Here is a 16,772-nt window from a genome sequence, read left to right as displayed (position 1 = left end):
GGTCACCGGCCGCTCAAAGACACCCTTGCTCCCGCATCTCCTTCGGGGACTCGTCTACGGTCGGTAACGGCGCGAGCCTAATCGATCGTCCGGCCGCTCGCATGGGGCAAGTTGGCCATGCGGCGGAAAGCCGCAGAACAGGTGGGGCCTTGCTTGCGCCAGATCATGGACAGCGCTGCGGCTTGTTTAAGCCAGTCTCCTATGGCGAGGGTGGGAGAGACATCTCGTCATATGTCGTGCCACCGGTTTGCGGTGTGGAGCGCAGCCACTGCTGAGGTCGCATTCTCCCCTCACAATGGCCGGCTCAAGCCCTCGAACGCTTGCCCCAATGCCTTCATACGCTCGTCGTAAGCCCCGGTCAGGCATGCCACATCGGCCGCACAGGCCTGGCGCTTCTTCAGCCATTCGCTCTGTTCGTCGCGCAACGTGTCGCGGTTGCCCATGGCCAGCAGGCTGGTCAGGATGTCGAAGGTCGTCACCATCTTCACATCGGCATCGTTGAGTGCGCGTGTCTCGCAGATTACCTTTTCGTCTGCGGCAAGGTCGCTCCGCTCGCAGTCGAAGCTGGCGGACTTTGCCGGTGTCGCCATGAAAGCCGTGACGAGCATGAGGGCCATGACGGGCATGACGGCCACAGCAGTCGGTGCCGAGGCGGTTGGCGTGGTGAAAAATCTCGATGTCATGGCGTTAACTCCTGATGCCGTCGCGAAGCTCAGAAGTAATCCTTCAGGCTCCAGCCGAGGAAGATGATGCAGACGAGCCAGATGGCAAGGATGGCGGCCAGCCCCGCGCGGCTGACCGGGCGTCCCGAGCGCTGCTCCGCCCGAGTTCTAAATTCCGCCATCAGCGCTTCCGGCACCAGCCGGATGGCCAGCAGAATGCCGAGCGGCACCAGCAGCAGATCGTCGAGATAGCCGAGCACGGGAATGAAATCCGGGATCAGGTCGATCGGCGAAAGCGCATAGGCGGCCACCGTCCCCGCGACCAGCTTGGCCGCCACCGGCACGCGCGGATCACGCGCGGCAAGCCACAGCGCAACCACATCGCGCTTCAATGCCTTCGCCCACCGTGTCGCCCTTGCTTTCGCCTTGTTCAGCATCTTGATATTCCCATATGCACTTCATCCTACCATGAACGAACGGGTAGAGCCTTTTTCTGGTCCCGTCGTCTGGTCCGGACCATCTTTCTTTTCGCGCCTGCGGCGCTAAAACTCGCTTCGGAATTCGCACATGAGGAATCACATGCCCCTGCTTAAACGGCAAACCCTGCTCAGGAACCTGTCGGTTTCATTCCTTGCCCTGTCGCTGGCATGTCCCGCGCCGGTGGCAGCCCTTGCGCAGGATGCCCGAACGGTGCCGCAGAGCCGTCAGGAAATGCAGCTGTCCTTCGCGCCGCTGGTCAAGCAGACGGCCGGTGCCGTCGTCAATGTCTATGCCGAGCGCCTTGTCGAGCGGCGCGGGCTTTATACCGGCGATCCCTTTTTCGACCAGTTCTTCGGCCAGCGCATGCCCAACCGCTCGGAACGGCAGTCGTCGCTCGGTTCCGGCGTCATTCTTTCGGCGAATGGTCTGGTCGTCACCAACAACCACGTCATCAACGGCGCTGACGATATCAAGATCGCGCTGGCAGATGGCCGGGAATTCCCCTGCGAGCTGGTGTTGAAGGATGAGAGCATGGATCTCGCGGTGCTGCGCATCAAGAGCGGCGAAACCTTTCCAGCACTTCCCGTCGGCGATTCCGACCGCACCGAAGTCGGCGATCTGGTTCTCGCCATCGGCAACCCGTTCGGCGTCGGCCAGACGGTGACGAGCGGCATCGTCTCGGCGCTAGCCCGTAACCAGGTGTCGAACGGCGATTTCGGCTTCTTCATCCAGACCGACGCCTCGATCAACCCCGGCAATTCCGGCGGCGCGCTGATGAACATGAACGGCGAGCTGATCGGCATCAACACCGCGATCTTCTCGCGCGGCGGCGGCTCCAACGGTGTCGGCTTCGCCATCCCCGCCAATCTGGTAAAGGCGTTTCTCGCCGCGGCCGAAGAAGGCAAGTCGACCTTTGAGCGCCCCTTCGTCGGTGCAACCTTCGATGCCGTCACCTCCGATGTCGCCGAAGCGATCGGCCTGAAAGCCGCCCGCGGCGCGCTGGTGGTCCGCACCGTCGAAGGCGGCCCGGCCGACGAAGCGGGGCTAAAGCCCGGCGAGGTCATCACCGCCGTCAACGGCATCCCGGTCGAACATCCCGACGCGCTTGGCTATCGCCTGACCGTCGCCGGCCTCGGCAAGCAGGCCGACCTGACGGTGCAGGATACCGATGGTCAACGGCAGGTGACATTGGCGCTCAACAGCGCGCCGGAAACCACGCCGCGCGACGAACGGCTGATCGAGGGCCGTAATCCCTTTGCCGGCCTGCGCATCGCCAATCTCTCCCCCCGGCTTGCGACGGAACTGCGCGTACCGGCCGAAAAGACCGGCGTCATCGTCACCGATGTGTCGCGCGGTTCGCCCTCGGCGCGTCTCGGCTTCCAGGCCAACGACATCATCGTGTCCATCAATGGAGCGCCGGTCGGCACGACGCAGTCGCTGGAGGCCATGGTCGATGAAGATCCGAGCCTCTGGCGCGTCGAGATCGAGCGCAAGGGCCAGCGTATCCGGCAATTCTTCCGATGAGCAACGACCTGTTCGGTTCCCGTATCCCTGAGGATGTCGCCGGCCGGAGACCGCTGGCCGACCGGCTGCGGCCGAAATCTCTGTCGGAGGTTACCGGCCAGCCGCATCTGACGGGCGAGGACGGGGCCTTGCGCCGGATGATCGCATCCGGCACGCTCGGCTCGATGATCTTCTGGGGGCCGCCGGGGACCGGCAAGACGACGATCGCGCGGCTTCTGTCCGGTGAGACGGGGCTAGCCTTCGAGCAGATCTCGGCGATCTTTTCCGGCGTCGCCGACCTCAAGAAGGTTTTCGAAACGGCCCGTATGCGCCGCATGGACGGCCGCCAGACGCTGCTTTTCGTCGACGAGATCCACCGCTTCAACCGCGCCCAGCAGGACAGTTTCCTGCCCGTCATGGAGGATGGCACCGTCATTCTCGTCGGCGCTACGACCGAAAACCCGAGTTTCGAACTCAACGCCGCTCTTTTGTCCCGCGCCCGCGTGCTGACCTTCCGCTCGCATGACGAGGCAAGTCTGGGCGAACTCCTGAAACGCGCCGAAGAGGTCGAGGAGAAGCCGCTGCCGCTCGATGAGGATGCGCGGGCGACCCTTGTCCGCATGGCCGATGGCGACGGTCGTGCGGTGCTGACGCTTGCGGAGGAGGTCTGGCGTGCGGCAAGGCAGGGCGAGGTCTTCGATCCGTCTGCCTTGAGAGCGATCGTCCAGCGCCGGGCGCCGGTCTATGACAAGGGGCAGGATGGTCACTACAATCTCATCTCGGCCCTTCATAAATCCGTGCGCGGATCGGACCCGGATGCGGCGCTCTATTATCTCGCGCGCATGTTCGATGCCGGTGAGGACCCGCTCTATATCGGCCGCCGGCTGGTGCGCATGGCGATAGAGGATGTCGGGTTGGCCGATCCGCAGGCGCTGGTCATCGCCAATGCCGCCAAGGATGCCTATGATTATCTGGGGTCACCGGAAGGTGAACTCGCGTTCGCCCAGGCCTGCGTCTACATCGCCACCGCGCCGAAATCCAACGCGATCGAGATCGCTCTCGCTTCCGCTTCGCAGGCAGCCCGGCAATATGGCTCGCTCATGCCGCCAAAACATATCCTCAACGCGCCGACCAAGCTGATGAAGCAGGAAGGCTATAACGACGGGTATCGCTACGATCACGACGAGCCGGACGCCTTTTCGGGCCAGGATTATTTCCCCGAGAAGATGGGCCGCCATACGTTCTACGAACCTGCGGAACGCGGTTTCGAGCGGGAAATCAGAAAGCGTCTCGACTGGTGGTCGAAGCTGCGCAAGGACCGCAACGCCTGACGCCTGTCGGGATTGGAAACGGGATCAGGACGCCTGTTTCTGCTGTGCCGGAGCCGGGATCATCTTGACCGAGGATTCCGCCAGGCCGTGATGGCCTTCCATGTCGACGATGATGTGCCAGTGGCCGTTTTCAGGCACCACCAGCCGCACCGGCGACTTGCGCGCGACGCCGCCGACATATTTGAAATCGAGCCGCTCGGTAAAGCGCTGGTAGTTGACCGCATTCATCAGTCGGACATTGTTGACCGCATTCAAGGTGACCTCGATCGCCGCACCGGCGCGTTGGCCCTTGAGGTCGTAATGGGTGAAGCGGAAGCTTGGAGCGCTCATGTCGGGTCCGTGGGAATTAATCTGTTGCGGTGATCATAAGCGCCGCCAGTTAAGGATTGGTGGAACCAAGCGGCGGCTTGCGGGTTGTATATCCGAGCGACGAAGCGGTACCCCGGTCAGCCCCAAGGTCTGCAACGTCGACGGCAACAACGAGTGCGGTGTTCGTCCCCTGCGCTGCGCGACAACGATAAAACAGACCTCCAATTCAAACCTCGCCCTGTCCCCTGGCGAGGTTTTTCTTTGCCCGCTTCCGTCCGTCTCAGCGCCGGTTCTCGATGTCCAGCTGGCCGGCGAGCGTCAGCACGGTTTCACAGACCGGCGTCGGCACATCGGCGAGCCGTCCGAGTGAGACGACCATGCCGGTGAGCGGCACGATTTCGAACGGGCGCCCGGCAAGCATATCCTGCAGCATCGACGTCTTGACCGGGCCGAAGCCGCTGGCGCTTGCGAACTGCTCGTCGGCGGAGCGCTGGAAGCGGCAGCCGAGCGCCGTTCCGACGGCCTGCACCTCGTTCATGATCCTGCGCACCATGTCGGCAAGGGCAGGGTTTGCCATGAGGTCGACCATCAGGGCGCGGGTCAGCGCGCTGATCGGGTTGAAGGCCGCATTGCCCCTGAGCTTTGCCCAGATCTCATCGCGGATACGCGCCGTCGGACGGGTGTCGAGATCGGCGCGCTTCAGCAGGTCTGCGATGTCGCGCAGATCGGTCGACATGTCGCCATTCGGTTCGCCGAGGTGGAAGTGCCCCTTACTATTGAGCTTAATACGGCCGGGCTCGATGACTTCAGCTCCCTGATAGGCGACGCAGCCGATCACGCGGCCGGCGCCGACCTTGTTCCACAGGCTGCCGTCCGGATCGAGTTCCGGCAGCTGGCGCTCGGCAAAGGCGCTGTCCTTGTCCTGATGGAAATACCACCACGGAATGCCGTTGAGGATCATCACCACCCGCGTGTCGTCCTTCATCAGCGCCGCTATCCCGTCCGCGGCAGCGGCGAGCTGGTGGCCTTTCATGCCGGTGATCACCAGATCCTGAGGCGGCAGTGTGGCGGGATCGTCGGTGGCGGTGACGCGGGCTTCGATTGCGGGGAAGGCGTCGCCGTCATAGACGACCCGAAGGCCGCTCTCGCGGATGGCGGCGAGCTGGGCGCCGCGGGCGACGACCGAAACCTCGACATCGTCGCCAAGCATATGGGCGATCTTGGCGGCGAATGCCCCGCCGAGTGCGCCCGCGCCATAGATACAAACCGTCCTGATCGCCATCTCCGCTCCTCAATGCAAATCGGATGTCATGATCCGACAGTCTAGGGGAGCGGCGACGGTGATGCGAAGCGGTTTTTGTCTTTGATCCGTTTAAAGGCTCAATGCGGCCGGTAGAGCGGCAGGAGTTCGTTGCGTCGCAACTCGTCGATGGCGGCGATCGCCTCCTTCAACGGCCAGCCGGCTTTCGTGGCGGCGGCAATCATCTTGACCTCAGCCTCTTCCTCCAGCGCCAGAAAGAGCGGCTCTAGCGCCTCCTGCACGGTGAGAACGTGGTCTTCTGGCGGCGTGACGGCTTGGCGTGCTTCGTTCGGCATGGATGCTGTTCTCCTCTCTTTCTTCCGGTCGAATCCTTTCAATTTCGCAGAGGCAGAAAAGGTTCCCGTTTTTTTCAGAAAAAATTCAGGCAGCGCGCGCCGCCCGCTTCGCCTGCCTGCGTCTTTTCAATCTTGCCTGAAGCGGCTGGTCGAACCGCACGGTCAGATACCAGGACAGAAGCACGACGAGCGCCACCAGGATTGCGCCGGCATAGGGCGCGATATCCGGCTGGGTGATGCCCGGAAGAATGACATGCGCCCAGTCGAGCAACGGCGTGTGCAGAACGTAGACCGCATAGGATGCCGTGCCGAGGAAGGTGGCGACGGCGGAGGTCTTCGGCCCCGGCACGATGGCGCTGGAGACATAGAGCAGCGTCGGCCAGACAAGGAAGACGACGACGAGGTCGAAGATCCACCGCATGTCTCTCGGCGTCGGGAAGGCGAGCACGAGGATGAGCACGGCAAGGCAGGCGAGCGCCATCAGCGGCCGGACCTTCGCGACCCTTGGCCGGTATCGATAGATCAGCACCCCGGCGAAGAAGGAAAAGAAGACGCGCGCCATGCCGGCATACATTTCGTGCCAGCGGAAGCCAGCATGCAGCCGCTCGAAATGCAGCGCCGCAATGACCAGGACAACGGCGCTGACCGCCAGCACGATCGCAATCTGCCGCACGCCGGCGCGCGCGCCGCGCCAGGCATAGGCGAGGTTCACGACCAGTTCGTTGAACAGCGACCATGCCGGATGGACGAGAAACAGCGCCGCGTTGAAGGAGATCGTCACCGGCGAGGGCAGGAACAGCAGGCCGGTGCCGAGTGCGATGAGCAATTCGCTCGGCACGACATATTCGTCGGCCATCACCGGCAGGCCTGCAAAATACATATGGATGTAATAGCCGGTGCCGAGGGCAAGGGCGATGGCATAGAGCGGGTAAAGTCGCAGGAAGCGCGCGGTCATGAACTGCCGCGTCGAGATGCGCCGTTGCGCCAGCGCCGTGCCATAGGCATGCGCGAGCACGAAGCCGGAGAGGCCGAAGAACAGATCGACGCCGAGATAGCTGGAAGCGAGCGCTTTTCCCAGAAGGTCCTCGGCATGCCGCTGGATGATGAAGATCGCGGCGATGCCCCTCAGGCCGTCGAGCAGGACGAAGCGGTCGTGTTGCGGCGTTTCGTTGGTCATCGTGCTGTCCGATCCCCTGAAATATCGCGGCAAGGTGGGGCCTTGAACCGCTCTCGTCCAGTACGGAGCCGCATCGCATCCGTCAATTCCGCCGTTGTTTTCCCGTGAAGGGCGGGCTGGTCGCGGTCTTGTGATGCGGTGCGAAATGAATCAGCCGCGGAAATTCGCTCGGTTAATGGAGTGTTTATAAATTCGTGAAAATAGAAAGGGTATCGGTGCGGGATCACCGGTGCGGCCGTGGGGTTAGGGCAGGTCGCATCATGATGCCGCGGTTTAGAAGCCGGATGTGTCGCCTGCTCATCCGCCCCGATGCAGGCTGTGTATGGAGTAGTCTTGTCATGACCATGAAGCCCTTTGCTGTGGCGCTTGCCGCCTTTGTTGCCGGTACCGCCCTTTCCACCTCTGTTTTTGCCGCAGATCTGACCAACGCCTACGAAGCGCCGTCCTACAACGAGCCGGCAATCGGCCCGTCTTCGGACTGGAGCGGCGCCTATGTCGGTCTGCATGCCGGCACCGCGTCCGACAGCATCAACCCGTTCTCGGGTGACAGCGAATTCACCGGCGGCATCCACGCCGGCTACAACACTGAAATGAACGGCGTCGTCGTTGGCGGCGAAGCCGAACTGTCGCATCTCGGCGACGCCAAGGTCGACGTTTCGCGCGGCCAGCTGAAGGAGCGTTACCGCGTTGCCGCCAAGGCAAAGGTCGGCGCACCGCTCGGCAACACGCTCGTTTACGGCACCGCCGGTGTAGCGATGACCAGCCTGCGCGACAACGGCGCAACCGAAGGTCCGGACGGCTGGAAGCCGGGCTGGCTGGTCGGCGCTGGCGTCGAGCAGAAGATCACCGACAACCTGTCGGGTCGCGTCGAATACAACTACACCCGCACCAGCGACGTTCGTAACTTCCGCGCCGGTGACGGCACCACGGAATCCTCGATCGGCGACCACACGATCAAGGCTGGCGTGAACTACAGGTTCTGATCCGCTCACGGATCGATGCTTCAAGCGGCGGGGTGCCTTCGGTGCCCCGCCGTTTTGCGTTGCGCTCAGCGCATCCGGGCAGCCTGTCGACTGGACATGTTGCCCCCTTGGCGATCTCGAGAGTTTTCAACGAACGGACGGGGCGCTGAAAGCTGCCTCGTAAGTTGGTTTTATGTGGCACCTCTCAGCACCCCGTTCGGCAGTTTTTATCCGCGATCCGGTCTCTCTGCCTTGGCCTTGGGCGTGGTGTTCGTCTGGCGTGAGCCGGCGCCGACGGCACGACCTGGCCGCCGGCACCAAAACTTCGCCGCCGCCGGGTGTTCCGCTTTCACGGATGGGCATGACGCCCGGCGAAACCACATCCCAAAGCCACCCTGTGTGCCGCACAGGCACATCCGACGCGCTGTTCGGGCATCAGAAGCGGGCGACATGACCATCGCCGTTCCCGCTTCCCCCGTGTCGCCGGAGGGAGACCATTTTCCGCGGACCCCGATGGCAGGGATTTACGTCCTCTCCCCACCACCAGCGCCGGCCCCGCCTCGCCGGAACGCCTTCCGGTGTATCCGCGACGGAACGGGGCGATTATAGGCACAGGTTGGAATGACGGGGATGAGACTGCGCGCAACGCATTGATTTCGTTGAAGAGGCGTGCAGATTTTCGAAAGATTGGGTGTGATTTGGAGGCAATTGCCCCTTATCCGGCCGCTGCCGGATTTTCCCCACGGGCGGGGGAAGGTGGCTGGCGCGCACCGACGGCGTTACCGCACCTTGTGGGCGAGGTGGGGGCAGGGGCCGCCTCCGCTCAGCCTGGAAAAGACGCTCGAGGCGTCAGCCGCCCGACTGGAAGCGGTCGGAATCGAATTCCTGCGAGACGGCGACCGGCAGTGGAGCGGCGTCTATGCCGCTTTCGGCCGGCGAGAGCGCGCGCAGCACGGGCAGCGGTGCGGTCATGCCGCCATTCGTGCCGGGGGCGGAGAGCGCCCAGGAGAGGAGAGTGTCCTCGCTGTCGAACTCGTCTTCCTCGTCGGAATAGTCCGGGGTGATGCGCAGCAGGCCGATCGAGCCGGAGGGGGCTTTCAGGATGCGGCCGGGAGCGGGCCGCGGCAATGCGGAGGCTGCGGCAAGCGACGGTGCTGCAGGGGATGGGATCGGGGCCGGCGATGGTACCGGCGCAAGCAGCGGCGCAGGCGTAAGGGCTGCGGTCTGGATGGGGTCGACCGCGGGAGCGGTGACCGGGCGAAGTGCCGGAATGGGAGCGCTCAGGCTTGCAAGATCGGTAAATGGGCCGGTCGGCCGGGTGCTTGGCGTGGCCTCTGCGGCCGCTGCGGCGGCGGCCGCACGCGGGCTGGTCTGCTCGTCGAGTGCTGCGATGGCGCGGCTTTTCGGTGTCGGCAGCATCGCGGTCAGGATGCCGCTGCCGGCGCGCTTGGCCGAACGTGGCGTATCGTCATCGTCGTCATCGGCAAGGGTGCTGGCGAGCTGGATCGACTGGGAGCCGACGCGGCGCTTGTAATCGGCAACCGCCTGCGCATAGCCGGGAAGCGGCTTGCCATCGGCCGGAAGGTGCATGGTGCGACCGTCGGGAAAGACCCGGGCGAGTTCGCGCCGCGACATGCGCGGCCAGGCGCGCACGCTGCCGACATCCAGATGCACGAAGGGAGAGCCGGACGTCGGATAGAATCCGACGCCGCCGACCTGCGCCTGCATGGCGATCTGGCGCAGCGTCGAGATCTTCACGCCGGGAATGAAGAAGTCCATTGCCTTGCCGAGCATGTGCTGGCTCTTCTTGGCGACGCCAGTGCTGCGCGAGCGACCGCGCAGCATGCTGTTGGTGGCCGGCGAGCGATAGGCCGAGACGACATGGATATAGCCGGTCGCGCCGCTGCGCTGGTAGACTTCCCAGACGAGATCGAGCAGTCGCGGGTCCATGCGCGTCGATTCATTGCGGCGGAAATCGCGCAGTATGCGGTTGGCCTGGGCCAGGCCCTTCTGGTCGAAGCGGCCGTTGCGCTTGAAGGTGATTTCGGCCCGCTCGCCCGTATGGGTGAAGAGCAGTTTCAGCGAGCGCGTTTCCGCCTGCGCGACAGCTGCCGATCCTACCAGCGCTGCGGCGACAAGTGCCAGCGTGCGCGAGGCTTTCGCCGATCTGGCGGCGATGTTTCTAAGCGCGCAAGCCGCATCCGCGACAAAGCCCGCAACGGTGCCAGATGCACCCGGCAAAGACCCACTCGACTGATACTCGGACACGGACAACTCACTCAGACCCAGGAAACACATGCGGGCGATCAATGCCGATCTGCCCGGTTCAAGCACCCATTATGGTCAATGAATTGCTAATAGGAGGTTGACGAAAGGTTGCATGTGTCGGGATGACACGGTTTCGTGAGTTGAGGCCATTGCGATGGCGCAGCGCCGGGCGCCTCGAATTTGATCCACGTCATAGAACGGTTGCAGAAATCCTATCGTTTAGGGCGGTGGCCCGCTTGTGGTTGCGATCACGCGTGTCTTGGGCATCGGTTTTGTCCTTGCCGTGAGACTTGCCTTCGCGATGAAGTGGCCGATATCCGTTAGGTAGTTATATCCATTGATGAATTGGAAGTGACAAAGATGACGAAGCGAATTTTTGCCTCCCCCGGCCGCTATGTTCAGGGCAGCGGCGTGATTGCCGAACTGGGCGATTACCTGGCGCCGATGGGTGACCATGCGCTGCTTGTGGCCGACGACATCGTCTGGGGCTTGATAGGAGAAAAAGTCGAGACGGCGGTTGCCGGCAAGGTGAAGTCTTTCCGCGAGCGCTTTGGCGGCGAGGCTTCCGGCAACGAGATCGCCCGGCTCGTCGAGGTGGCGAGGAAGGCCGGATCAACGCTCGTTGTCGGCATCGGCGGCGGCAAGACGCTGGATACGGTCAAGGCCGTGGCCGACGAGCTCAAGCAGCCGGTGATCATCGTGCCGACGATTGCGTCTACCGATGCACCCTGTAGCGCGCTGTCGGTCATCTATACCGATGACGGCGTGTTCGAGCAGTATCGCTTCTATGCCAAGAACCCTGATCTGGTTCTGGTCGATACCTGGGTTTGCGCTCAGGCGCCGGTGCGTCTCTTCGCCTCCGGCATTGCCGATGGCCTGGCGACCTATGTCGAGGCGCTTGCGGTGCAGCGCTCCAATTCCAAGACGATGGTCGGCGGATCTGCCACAATCGCCGGCATGGCGATTGCCGAGGCCTGCGAAAAGACGCTGCTGACCTATGGCGTCAGCGCCTATCAGGCGGTGGAACAGAAACTGGTGACGCCGGCGGTGGAAGCGGTGGTCGAGGCGGCGACGCTTCTCTCCGGCCTCGGATTCGAGAACGGCGGCCTGGCGGCGGCACATGCGATCCACAACGGGTTCACCGCGCTTGCCGGCGATATCCACCACCTGACCCATGGCGAGAAGGTGGCTTATGGCACGCTCGCCCACATGATTCTCGAACAGCGCCCGGACGACGAGATCGCCGGCTATATCGACTTCTACCGGTCGATCAGGATGCCGGTAACGCTGGCCGAGCTGCATCTAGAAGGGGTGACGCGCGAGGAGCTGATCAAGGTCGGCGAACTCGCCAACAGCGACCAGGACACGCTGAAGAACCTGCGGAGCGATTTTACCGCGCAAGAAGTGGCGGACGCGATCCTTGCTGTTGATGCACTGGCGAAGGTGGTCTGAGGCATAGTCCCGGACTGTTTTACTAACGACACCTTGTCCGGCCTGCGCGGTCTGCGTGCGGGCCGGATTTTTGTTGCGCGGAAATACGGCGGCGCTGATTGATCGATGATCCGTTGGCGTATGATACGGGCCAAAATACTGTTCACACAGGGTTTTTGCGTCTTTTCGACTATGTTCATCTGTTGACGCGGCCACTGCGGATGGCTAGCTACGCGGCATTGCGGATAGAACACAAATTCGTGAGGTCTGCCGTGATGACGCCTCATTCGGATCGTTTTTCCCGCCTATGAACCACCCCGTCATTCCTCCGGAAATGCATGCGGCTTGCCCGCGACATCTCTTTCAACTGCCTGGTGCCGCTTGCTTCCCATCGTCATAACGCTGTCTTCCATCCCCTCCCGCTTCAAGCATCTTGGTCCGACACTCCAGTCTCTCTTGCGGCAGAACCTGCCGGCGAGCGAGATCAGGCTGCATATTCCGGTGGCCTATCGCCGTTTTCCCGACTGGGATGGCACGCTGCCGGACGTGCCTGCGGGTGTGACGGTTGTGCGGGTCGAGGAGGATCTGGGGCCGGCGACAAAGCTGCTTCCGGCGGTGCGGGATTTTGCCGGCAGGCAGGTCGAGCTTCTTCTGTGCGACGACGACCGCATCTATGATCGCAATTGGACCACGCGTTTCGCTGCTGCCCGCGCTCGGCAGCCCGATTGCGTCATCGCCGAGGACGGTTGCCATGTCGGAGGGCATCATTGCCCGCGTCGCCCACTTGCTGTGCGCCGGACGAAGGACTGGCGCTATCGGCTCACCCGAGCAGCCACGCTCGGCCTTCACCGTCCGCCGAAATTCGTCGCGTCCGGCCATGTCGATATATTCAAGGGCTATGCCGGCGCCATGCTGCGTCCGGATTTCATCCCCGACTTCGCCTACGATATCCCGGACATTCTCTGGACTGTCGACGATATCTGGTTGTCGGGTTGCCTGGTGACCAACGGCGTCGGCATCTGGATGAATGCCAACAGCCCGATTTCCCACGAACGCCGCATCGCCGGCCAGGACGCGCTTCTCGATTTCGAACTCGAAGGCTACGGCCGCCACTCCGCCAACCGCGCCTGCTGGCAGTGGTTCCAGGAGCACAAGGGGATCTGGCAGGAGGATCGCGCCGAATAGGTGCCAAGGGACGCATGCCGCCCGTGTTCTGCATGACGGTTGCGCCTGCTCGTGAAGGGGCAGGGGGCATCTCAGCGGCAAGCGGCAGAGGGGCGGCCGTTCATGCGGTCGGCTTTCGCGGTGGATGCGAAATCGATCGGATAAAAAGACCCCACGACCTCGCAGCAGAGGTCGTGGGGTTCTCTGTCCTGGGGTTGGGGATCAGGCGGGCTGGGCGCTCGCCATCTCGTATTCCGTGGTGATCCGCGCCTCGGCCGCCTTCGGATCGCGATTGGCCAGCGCCGCCATGTCGCCGTCGAACTCATTGCAAAGCTTGGCGGTGACGATCGTCGCGACGCAATTGCCGACGACGTTGCAGGAGGCGACCGCCATCGACATGAAGCGGTAGACGCCGAACAGCAGGGCCAGGCCTTCGACCGGGATGAAGCCCGATGCGGTCACGGTGGCGGCGAAGACGACGAACGTGCCGCCCGACACGGTCGCTGCACCCTTCGAGGTCAGCAGCATGATCGCCATCAGGGTGCCGAGCTGGGTCCAGCTCATGCTGATGCCGTAGGCGTGGCTGAGGAAGACGACGCCCATGCCCATGTAGATGGATGTGCCATCGAGGTTGAAGGCATAACCGGTCGGCATGACCAGGCCGACGGTCTGCTTCGACGCGCCGTAGCCGGGAAGCTTTTCGAGCAGCTTGGGCAGGACGCTTTCTGAGGAGGCCGTGCCCAGCACGACGATGATCTCGTCCTTGATGTAGCGCAGCAGGCCAATCAGGTTGATCTTGAATATGGCGCAGACGGTACCGAGCACGATGGCGATGAAGGCCAGGATCGTGAGATAGAAGCTGACGACCAGCCAGGCGAGTGCGATCAGCACGTCGGTGCCGTTGGCGCCGACCGCATAGGCGACGGCTCCGAATGTGCCGATCGGTGCGAGCTTCATGATCAGGTGGATGAACTCGAAGAATGCGGTCGAGATCGTCGCCAGGCCGTTTTCGATCGGTTGGCGTTTGGCCGGCTTGAGCGACAGAAGTGCTGCGCCAAAGATGATTGCGATCACCAGCACCTGCAGAAGTTCGCCCCTCGCGAAGGCACCCATGAAATTGTCGGGGAAGACGTTGAGGAAGAACTGGCTGAACGTCGTATGCGATTCTGCCGCCTTCTGCGCCGCATCGGCGGCGCCCTTCGCGGCGCCCGCGGAAGCGGTCGTCTGTCCCATGCCGACACCGACATTGAACATGTAGGCCGCCGCCAGGCCGAAGACGATGGCGATGGTCGAGATGATCTCGAAATACACGGTGGCGATCAGCCCGACCTTGCCGACGCGCTTGAAGTCGCCGGCCGCGGCAATGCCCGCCACCACAGTGAGGAAGACGAGCGGTGCGACCGCAGTCTTGATCAGGCGCAGAAAAATGTCGCCGAGAAGTTTCAGCGATGCGCCGAATTCGGGCCAGATCAGGCCGACGATGATGCCGAGCACCATGCCGACGATGACCTGGAACCCGAGGCCGCGCCATATTGCCTTCTTCGGTTTCGGCGATGCCGTTTGGGCATGCGAATGCGAAACGTCACTCATAGGTCTCCTCCCGCGCAATACCCTCCCGGCATGCGCAATATGTATATTAGTGGTTGATGCGTTCAGCGAACAGCAAAAGCCGCCGCTCCGGGCGATCAGCGCCCTGCGAGGGCGCGGTCGACCATCTCGCCGCTCAGGCCGAGATAGTTGGCGGGATCGCATGCACGGTCGATGGCCTGCGGCCCGCCCAGTGCATCGACCACTTCCTGGTTCTGCTTGAGCAGATCGGCAAGCATGCCGCCGCCCTCGATCGCCTTGCGGCAAGCGTCATAGACGACGTCATGGGCGTGCTGGCGACCGAGCTTGGGCGCCGCAGCCATCATCACCGCCTCGGCGACGATCAGGCCCTTGGTCAGGTCGAGATTTTCGCGCATGCGGGCCTCGTGCACGACCAGGCCGTCCAGCATGTAGCGGGCATTCGACAGGGCGGATGCCGTCAGGATGAAGCTCTCTGGCACGGCGATCCATTCCAGGTGCCAGGGTCCCGTGGCACGTTCGAAGTCGTGGATCATTCCGTCGAGCATCGTCGCCACCTGCTGGCGGACGGATTTGGCCGCCGCCAGGATCAGTTCGCTCGAGATGGGATTGCGCTTCTGCGGCATGGTCGAGGATGCGCCGCGGCCCGGAATGAAAGGCTCCGACACTTCGCCGAATTCCGTCGACATCATCAGCATGACGTCGGTCGCGATCTTCGCCAGCGAGCCGGTGACCAGTCCGAGGAAGGTCACGACCTCGGCGATCCCGTCGCGGGCGACATGCCAGGTGGCGGGCGGCTGGGCAAGGTCGAGTTCCTTGCAGAACTCCGCCTGCATTTCGAGGCCGCCTTGACCGATCGATGCGAGGGTTCCGGCCGCGCCGGCGAATTCGCCGAAGAGCACCCGGCCGCGAAGCTGCTGGAGGCGCTCGGCATGCCGGTCGAGAGGCGCCAGCCAGACGGCGACCTTGTAGCCGAAGGTCACGGGCAGGGCCTGCTGGAGATGCGTGCGACCGGCCATCGGCGTGTCGCGGTACTTTTTGGCAAGGGCCGCGAGAATGCCGCGCAGGGCTTCGATATCGGCGTCGACCAGATCAAGCGCAGCACGGATCTGCAGGATGTTCGCCGTGTCCATGATGTCCTGGGTGGTCGCGCCCCAGTGCACGTAGCCGCCTGCCTCGCCCGCCGCTTCCGACAGTTGATGGACGAGCGGAAGGATCGGGTAGCCGACGATTTCAGTTTCACGGCGCAGGCGATCGTAGTCGATCTCGATGTCGCGCGATGCCGCGTCGATCCTCGCTCCGGCGTCCTTGGGAATGGTTCCGAGATTGGCCTGCGCGCGGGCGAGAGCCGCTTCGACCTCGAGATAGCGGCCGACGAGCGCGGTGTCGGAAAAAACATTGCGCATGGCTTCCGTTCCGAACATATCCCGGAACAGCATTGAATCGAATACAGTGCTAGACATATAAGCATTCCTCCCTTTTGTTCGAACAAATCACTTTGTACGAACAATGTCAACATTCATTGCAGGAGCATTCATGGCGAAGCGTTACGAGGAGGTTGCCCAGACACTGACGGCGCGGATCGCCGCGGGCGATTACCCCCTCGGATCAAGCCTTCCGAGCGAGCCCGTACTGGCCGAGGAACTGGGTGTCAGCCGTTCGACGGTGCGAGCCGCATTGTCCGAATTGCAGCAACTTGGAATGATCAGCCGACGCCCTTCGTCAGGCACGCGGGTGGACTCCATTCGTCCGGTGGGAAGCCATGGTGGATATGCCCAGACGCTGGAGACGATCGACGCTCTGGTTCAGTATGCGGCGCAGACGCGCCGGACGATTCTCGATATTTCGGACGTCGTCGTCGACAAGACGCTGGCTGCGAAACTGGGTGTGCGGGCGGGAAGCAGCTGGCTTCGGGTCACCCATGTCAGGCGCGACCCGACCGACCAGTCGAAGCCGCCGATCTGTCTCACCGAAGTCTACATCGACGCGCGATATGCGGAGCCCTTGCGCGAACGGGTGGAGGGATATCCCGGTGCCTACTCGCAGATCATCGAGGAAGTCTCGGGCCGCCGGGTGGTCGAGATCGAGCAGACGCTGAGTGCAGCCGAGATCGGGGCTGCCACGGCGGAACGGCTCGATGCGGCGGCCGGCATGCCGGCTCTGGAGATCCGGCGGCGTTACTTCTTCTCGGGCAACGACATGGTGGAAGTGACCCTCAGCACGCACCCGGCCGATCGTTTCCAGTATACGTCACGCCTTCGCCGGGTCGAGGCTCCGTAACTGGAGAAAGACGGCTGCTAAAGGTCCGGCAGGGAGCGGCGCT

Annotated in this window: 15 protein-coding genes; 6 read left to right on the top strand and 9 right to left on the bottom strand. The window is 63.1% G+C overall.

The annotated features are described in order from the left end of the window. Positions 1-290 precede the first annotated feature (290 nt). Together AC0JZ4_RS16225 and AC0JZ4_RS16220 are read right to left on the bottom strand one after the other, a co-directional pair. A complete protein-coding gene (locus AC0JZ4_RS16225; RefSeq protein ID WP_471887916.1) occupies positions 291-626 on the bottom strand; it encodes a lysozyme inhibitor LprI family protein in 336 nt (111 codons plus the stop codon). An 86-nt stretch (positions 627-712) separates the two neighbouring features. Then, on the bottom strand, positions 713-1,105 hold the full coding sequence (locus AC0JZ4_RS16220; RefSeq protein ID WP_471887915.1) for a YkvA family protein: 393 nt from the start codon (positions 1,103-1,105) through the stop codon (positions 713-715). A 136-nt stretch (positions 1,106-1,241) separates the two neighbouring features. Here AC0JZ4_RS16220 and AC0JZ4_RS16215 point away from each other — a divergent pair, with 136 nt between their 5' ends. Further along, positions 1,242-2,666, top strand: coding sequence for a DegQ family serine endoprotease (locus AC0JZ4_RS16215; RefSeq protein ID WP_471887372.1), 1,425 nt, complete (start codon positions 1,242-1,244; stop codon positions 2,664-2,666). Further along, positions 2,663-3,976 carry a replication-associated recombination protein A gene (locus AC0JZ4_RS16210; protein WP_471887371.1) on the top strand — a complete coding sequence of 438 codons (1,314 nt, stop codon included), beginning with the start codon at positions 2,663-2,665 and terminating at the stop codon, positions 3,974-3,976. The genes AC0JZ4_RS16215 and AC0JZ4_RS16210 overlap by 4 nt, the downstream gene beginning before the upstream one ends. Positions 3,977-4,000: 24 nt before the next feature. Here AC0JZ4_RS16210 and AC0JZ4_RS16205 read toward each other — a convergent pair whose 3' ends face one another. The 4 genes from AC0JZ4_RS16205 to AC0JZ4_RS16190 all read right to left on the bottom strand — a co-directional run bounded on the left by AC0JZ4_RS16205 (position 4,001) and on the right by AC0JZ4_RS16190 (position 7,058). Continuing rightward, complete coding sequence (locus tag AC0JZ4_RS16205; protein ID WP_471887370.1) at positions 4,001-4,306, bottom strand: DUF1883 domain-containing protein; 306 nt, start codon at positions 4,304-4,306, stop codon at positions 4,001-4,003. 259 nt (positions 4,307-4,565) lie between these two features. Further along, positions 4,566-5,567: a ketopantoate reductase family protein gene (locus AC0JZ4_RS16200; protein ID WP_471887369.1), complete on the bottom strand. Its 1,002-nt coding sequence runs from the start codon at positions 5,565-5,567 to the stop codon at positions 4,566-4,568. 98 nt (positions 5,568-5,665) lie between these two features. Continuing rightward, positions 5,666-5,881, bottom strand: coding sequence for a hypothetical protein (locus AC0JZ4_RS16195; RefSeq protein WP_471887368.1), 216 nt, complete (start codon positions 5,879-5,881; stop codon positions 5,666-5,668). Between the two features lie 85 nt (positions 5,882-5,966). Further along, entirely contained in the window at positions 5,967-7,058 is a 1,092-nt protein-coding gene (locus tag AC0JZ4_RS16190; RefSeq protein ID WP_471887367.1) for an acyltransferase family protein, read from the bottom strand. Between the two features lie 338 nt (positions 7,059-7,396). Between AC0JZ4_RS16190 and AC0JZ4_RS16185 the strand changes: the two genes are divergently transcribed. After that, on the top strand, positions 7,397-8,041 hold the full coding sequence (locus tag AC0JZ4_RS16185; protein WP_471887366.1) for an outer membrane protein: 645 nt from the start codon (positions 7,397-7,399) through the stop codon (positions 8,039-8,041). An 828-nt stretch (positions 8,042-8,869) separates the two neighbouring features. Here AC0JZ4_RS16185 and AC0JZ4_RS16180 read toward each other — a convergent pair. Further along, positions 8,870-10,318 carry a peptidoglycan L,D-endopeptidase MepK gene (locus AC0JZ4_RS16180; protein ID WP_471887365.1) on the bottom strand — a complete coding sequence of 483 codons (1,449 nt, stop codon included), beginning with the start codon at positions 10,316-10,318 and terminating at the stop codon, positions 8,870-8,872. Between the two features lie 330 nt (positions 10,319-10,648). On the opposite strand from AC0JZ4_RS16180, the gene AC0JZ4_RS16175 reads away from it, so the two are divergent. Further along, complete coding sequence (locus tag AC0JZ4_RS16175; RefSeq protein ID WP_471887364.1) at positions 10,649-11,740, top strand: glycerol dehydrogenase; 1,092 nt, start codon at positions 10,649-10,651, stop codon at positions 11,738-11,740. A 360-nt stretch (positions 11,741-12,100) separates the two neighbouring features. Next, positions 12,101-12,904 carry a glycosyltransferase family 2 protein gene (locus tag AC0JZ4_RS16170; protein WP_471887363.1) on the top strand — a complete coding sequence of 268 codons (804 nt, stop codon included), beginning with the start codon at positions 12,101-12,103 and terminating at the stop codon, positions 12,902-12,904. A 201-nt stretch (positions 12,905-13,105) separates the two neighbouring features. Here the strand turns inward: AC0JZ4_RS16170 and AC0JZ4_RS16165 are convergent, their stop codons facing one another. Both AC0JZ4_RS16165 and pcaB read right to left on the bottom strand, forming a co-directional pair. Continuing rightward, on the bottom strand, positions 13,106-14,473 hold the full coding sequence (locus tag AC0JZ4_RS16165; RefSeq protein WP_471887362.1) for a cation:dicarboxylate symporter family transporter: 1,368 nt from the start codon (positions 14,471-14,473) through the stop codon (positions 13,106-13,108). 95 nt (positions 14,474-14,568) lie between these two features. Next, positions 14,569-15,912 (bottom strand): 3-carboxy-cis,cis-muconate cycloisomerase, encoded by a 1,344-nt coding sequence (gene pcaB, locus AC0JZ4_RS16160; protein WP_471887361.1) that lies wholly within the window; start codon positions 15,910-15,912, stop codon positions 14,569-14,571. Positions 15,913-15,985: 73 nt separating this feature from the next. On the opposite strand from pcaB, the gene AC0JZ4_RS16155 reads away from it, so the two are divergent. Beyond that, positions 15,986-16,729, top strand: a complete 744-nt coding sequence (locus AC0JZ4_RS16155) for a GntR family transcriptional regulator (protein WP_471887360.1) — start codon at positions 15,986-15,988, stop codon at positions 16,727-16,729. The last annotated feature ends 43 nt before the right edge of the window (positions 16,730-16,772 follow it).

The sequence above is a fragment of the [Rhizobium] kunmingense genome, from assembly GCF_977018605.1.
The sequence above is the reverse complement of the archived record's forward strand: the minus strand, read 5'-3'. Positions and strand labels throughout refer to the sequence as shown.